Source organism: Vibrio sp. 10N.261.54.A5 (assembly GCF_041471145.1).
GTDB classification, from domain to species: domain Bacteria; phylum Pseudomonadota; class Gammaproteobacteria; order Enterobacterales; family Vibrionaceae; genus Vibrio; species Vibrio crassostreae_C.
Window position 1 is genome coordinate 1 of sequence record NZ_JBFRNU010000127.1, and the last position, 255, is coordinate 255.

At 47.5% G+C, this 255-nt stretch carries 1 protein-coding gene; it reads left to right on the top strand.

Translation table 11 applies throughout. The features are described 5' to 3' along the window. Positions 1 to 255 (top strand): cadherin-like domain-containing protein (locus tag AB4329_RS22470; RefSeq protein ID WP_372139335.1); only part of this gene is annotated, 255 nt, incomplete at both ends.

Below are 255 nucleotides of genomic sequence, written 5' to 3' on the forward strand. Positions count from 1 at the left end.
TGGAAGGCGATGACCTGACTGCTAGCGGCCTAACGGTTGGCGGTGATGCAACCGTTACTCAAAACGATGATGGCAGTTTCACGATTACGCCAGATGAGAACTTCAATGGTGACATCGATATCAGTTTCGATATCTCAGATGGTACCAATACGGTTCAAGCATCAGCTGACCTAACCGTTAACCCAGTTAACGACCTGCCAGTACCTCAAGACCAACAGTTCAGCGTTGAAGAAGATGGCACGTTAATCTTTACTG